The sequence below is a fragment of the Flavobacterium sp. SOK18b genome (assembly GCF_014156605.1).
In the GTDB taxonomy this organism is placed as follows: domain Bacteria; phylum Bacteroidota; class Bacteroidia; order Flavobacteriales; family Flavobacteriaceae; genus Flavobacterium; species Flavobacterium tiangeerense.
In genome coordinates, this window is the sequence record NZ_QKNZ01000061.1 from 1 (window position 1) to 4,351 (window position 4,351).

Here is a 4,351-nt window from a genome sequence, read left to right on the forward strand (position 1 = left end):
CAAAAGTTTCAGCTATTGAAAAACGAATAGCAGCTTATGAAAAAGTAAAAAAAGAAGCAGGAGTAGATTATTATAATTATATCATTTTGCCTGATTATAAAGTTTTAAAAAAAATATTCGATAAGGCTTACGACACTCTAAAATCCTTTAATCGGAATAACGGTTATGGTGATGACAATAAATATAAGGAAGAGGAATTTATTAGAAAAAATCAACCGCAAATAGACAGAACTGAATTATTAAAAAATGTAATTTCTAATCAAGAAAATAGGGTTAAAATAGCCGAAAGGTTATTATCAGAAGCAAAAAAAGCTAATGAAAAAACAAAAGCAATGCGAGATTTACAAACTGAACAATCCGCACTAGCAGAAAGTAAAGCCTATTTCAGAATATATAATTTGAAAATCGCTAAAGCAAAGGCAAAAGCGATAAAAATAAAATTAAGTTTTAGTGATGCTTTAGGAATTGCAGAGATAAATCCAGCAAAATTATTTAACAGACTGTATAAAAAAGAAGCAACACTAAGCAAAAAAATAGATTCTGGAAAATATGACAACAGTATAAATTTTTCTAAAATGAAAAATGAGCAAAAAGAGCTATTTAACCAAATGAACGATCTTACAAAAAATATTACAGAAGATGATTTCTACAAGCACTTAGCACACAATCTATGTTGTAGCTATGAAGATTTTAAACCTGAATAAAGAACTATTAAATAGACAAAATGAAACAATACAAAGGACCATTGAAGGCCGAAACCAAAAAGTTAATCACTCAATACAAAAACCGTTTAGAACGACTTATTTCAGGTCGTTTGGGTAGGGTTTCAGATAACTCTAAAATTTACTCCCTAGAGGAAAGCGTAGCGAAATATAATGTAGGACTTACACAGGATGAAATTAAAGCGTGGGTTTGGTACCGAAGAAAAACGGGTATTCCTATGACCAATTGGAAACCTTATTTTACCAATCCTACTGATGGTGATTTACGCAAGTGGGTAAACTCTGGTATTTTGTTTTATGATGCCGCTAATAAAGGCGCATTAGTACCGCTTCCTATTTTCGTGTTTGGAAATATTTATAATAAGATCAGCAAAACGACTCAAGACAAAGATACTATTGTAAGCAATTATGGTAGTTCGGTATATGAAAATCATTTAAAAACATTAAATGATTTAAAACCAAAAGCATTATCAATCAGTAATCCTATTGTTTCTGAACGTCCAGTAATTCTAGCTATTGGCGAATTCGCCCGTACATTTGAAATAAACAGCATTAAGGATCGAGAATTTGCGGTGCCTCAAAACTTAAAAGATGCATTCGAAATTTGGCTTAATGGTCAGCCAGACTATGTGTTTAAAAAAGTACGTCCGGTTGAAATCATTTTGTATTACCTCAATAATCAACCAAAACCAAGAAGTACCGATAAGATTGAGTGGAGTGCGATAAAAAAAGTAACAAGAGACGAGGGCGAAAGATTGTTTAAAGTTTTTTTACACGAAGGCTTAGAATATCAAGATCAACTTAAAATTGATGCCCATTACAACAGCAATTTTAATGCTTTTGCACCTTTGTTGGTTAATAAAATTCCAGTAGCCTTACAAATCAGTAAAAAATTCAAAGGATTTGATTTGCAAATTTTACCAGCGCAATCAGAAGGAGTAGCTTTTATAGAATTAGTAGGTTCAGGCGTTATTGCTTATGATGTTGGTGTTGGTAAAACCATTACTGCTATTATAAATATAATCAATGCTTTAAATTCGGGGCGTTGCTCCCGTCCATTAGTGGTAGTTCCCAATCCAACCTACAAGAACTGGATCTTAGAAATTTTAGGTAATAAGGATTTAGAAGGCATTTTAAGTAATACAGATGTTACTATTAACGAATGGTACAATTTAGGAGTCAATACAACAATGAATGTTGACATCAAAGTTCCAGCACGAAGTATTACTATTGTGACTTACGAAGGTTTTGAAAAAATGGGATTTAACCAAGAAACAGCTGCTTCACACTTAAATGAATTATCGGGAATTTTAGATCAAGTAGATATTTCAGAGCGAGAACAAGAGAAAAGCTATGAAAAGTACCGTGAAATGATTGGTACAGGAAACAAAGGTACAATAGCGGACATCGAGACATTAGGATTTGATTTTTTGGTAATTGATGAAGCGCATAATTTTAAAAATATTTTCTCGGAGGTAAAATCAACAAAAGAACAAGGTAAACAATTTCACATTACAGGGGGACAGCCTTCAACGCGAGGTGTTAAGGCATTTTTTGTATGCAATTATATTCAGAGAACTTATGGTAGAAACGTTGTTTTATTGACTGCTACTCCTTTTACAAATAGTCCTTTAGAGATTTACTCTATGTTATCATTGGTGTCTTACAACTACATGAAATCAATGGGTATTTACAACATTCGTATTTTCTTTGAACAATTTATTCAGGAAACTTCGGAGTACGGAATTAAGCAAAACGGAGAGATTGAAAATAAAAACGTTGTGAAATCATTTAACAACCGTATTGCTTTGCAGCAATTAGTTTTTAGTCACATTACGTTCAAAACCGGTGAAGATGCAAATGTTCCGAGACCGTGCAAGATCAATTTACCAAAAACAACAGTTTTAACTGAAACAGGCATCAAAAGACTAGATAAGGAAAAACAAACTTTGACTTATTTGAAGCAAAACGAACATCAAAAAGACAACCAAAAAGCCATCAACGATAAAGCTTCAGAACCAGTGCAAAAAGATGATGCTGGAAAGCTATTGTCTTTGATGAGTGAAAGTTTGAATAATGCTTTTTCTCCATTTTTAGTTGGTAAGTCACCTGCCAGCTACGTTGCCTATTTAGAACAAGATCCAATTGACTATTTGGACTTTGTAAATAATAGCCCTAAAATATTGTACACGCTCGAATGTGTTCGTACTGTAAAGCTTTGGCACGAAACTCGTAAAGAAGATGTGTCGGGACAGGTAATTTATTCTGATAGAGGGAAAGACTACTTTCACTTTATAAAGGAATATTTAGAAAAGGAAATCGGTTATAAAAAAGGCGTTTCATTAAAAGAAAACCCAAGGTTAAAAGTAGATGAAGTCGAGATCATTTCTAGCGGAATGACAGCGGACCAAAAAGAGAAAATAAAAGAAGCCTTTAACGAGGGAACTTGTAAAATAATCATTGGTACTTCGACTATTAAAGAGGGGATCAATCTACAGGAAAAGTCCACGGTGCTATATAATTTGCTACCTGATTGGAACCCTACGGGAATCAAGCAATTAGAAGGTAGAATCTGGAGACAAAAAAATATGTTTGCTTTTGTCCGTATTGTTATGCCGTTAATGGAAAACAGTATGGATATTTTTATCTTTCAAAAACTTGAAGAAAAGACAGCCCGTATCAACGAGCTATTTAGTCGTTCTAATGGTAAAAATGTACTTGACGAGGAAAGTTTAGATCCTAACGAGGTGAAATTTGCGCTGGTGACTGATTTAGGAGTATTACAGCGTTTTGAACTGAAACAAATTATTGCCGATTTACAATCCAAAAAAGTAATACTTACAGCCAACATTAAAGATTTAGGCGACTTTGTATTTCTTAAAACACGTTTGCAAGAAATAAGCCGTCAAGTTTTTTCAAAAGTCCTAGATTTTAAAAATAGTTTTGGAAGTGCCTTTGTGTTTTATAAATCAAACGGAGAATCTTTCTATTTTGATGAGATTGTTAAACTGAAACAATCAGAACTGGAAAGCCTAACAAAAGAACAACAAACTAAAATTGAGCGGTTCCAAAAAGTGTACAACTTAATTTGTGATCTAGCCAACAGTTATGATGACAAACAAGCAATAAAAACGCTACGAGCTTACGATAGTTTGTTAAATGCACGTTTGAGTTATCAACTAGATACTTACACTGAGGTATTGTCAAAATACACTAAAATAAAACGAACTATTTTCGAGCAGCGAGGATATTCTGAAGCAACTGACTTAAGTGTTATCAAAGATGAATTCGAAAAAGAGTTGCTTCTAGCTGATGCAGAATTAGAACAGGTTAAAACACCCGAATTTGAATATGAATTGATGTTGAAAATTCAGCAACAAAAAGAGAAGTACAGTGTTAAAGGCGGTGAGCTGCAAGATAGGGTGAATGATTTTGCTAGCTTAAATCGCGTAATGTCATACAAATACATTAAAGGACAAAGCACCATTTGTGAAATACCTACAGTAGAACTAAAGCCTGATTTACAGACAGACGACAAAAGCAAACGCCTACGCTTAGCCAAAGCCAAAGCCAAAGCAATTAAACTTAAACTACAATTAGCCGCTTAAATAAATCACCATTAAACCAAA

General features: G+C 33.4%; 2 protein-coding genes. Both read left to right on the forward strand.

Annotation, left to right across the window (positions count from 1 at the left end; genetic code table 11):
* A partial coding sequence (locus DNC80_RS10095; RefSeq protein ID WP_182651110.1) for a hypothetical protein occupies positions 1–704 on the forward strand: 704 nt, incomplete at its 5' end.
* Positions 705–724: 20 nt separating this feature from the next.
* Positions 725–4,330 (forward strand): DEAD/DEAH box helicase, encoded by a 3,606-nt coding sequence (locus DNC80_RS10100; protein ID WP_182651111.1) that lies wholly within the window; start codon positions 725–727, stop codon positions 4,328–4,330.
* Positions 4,331–4,351: the final 21 nt, after the last annotated feature.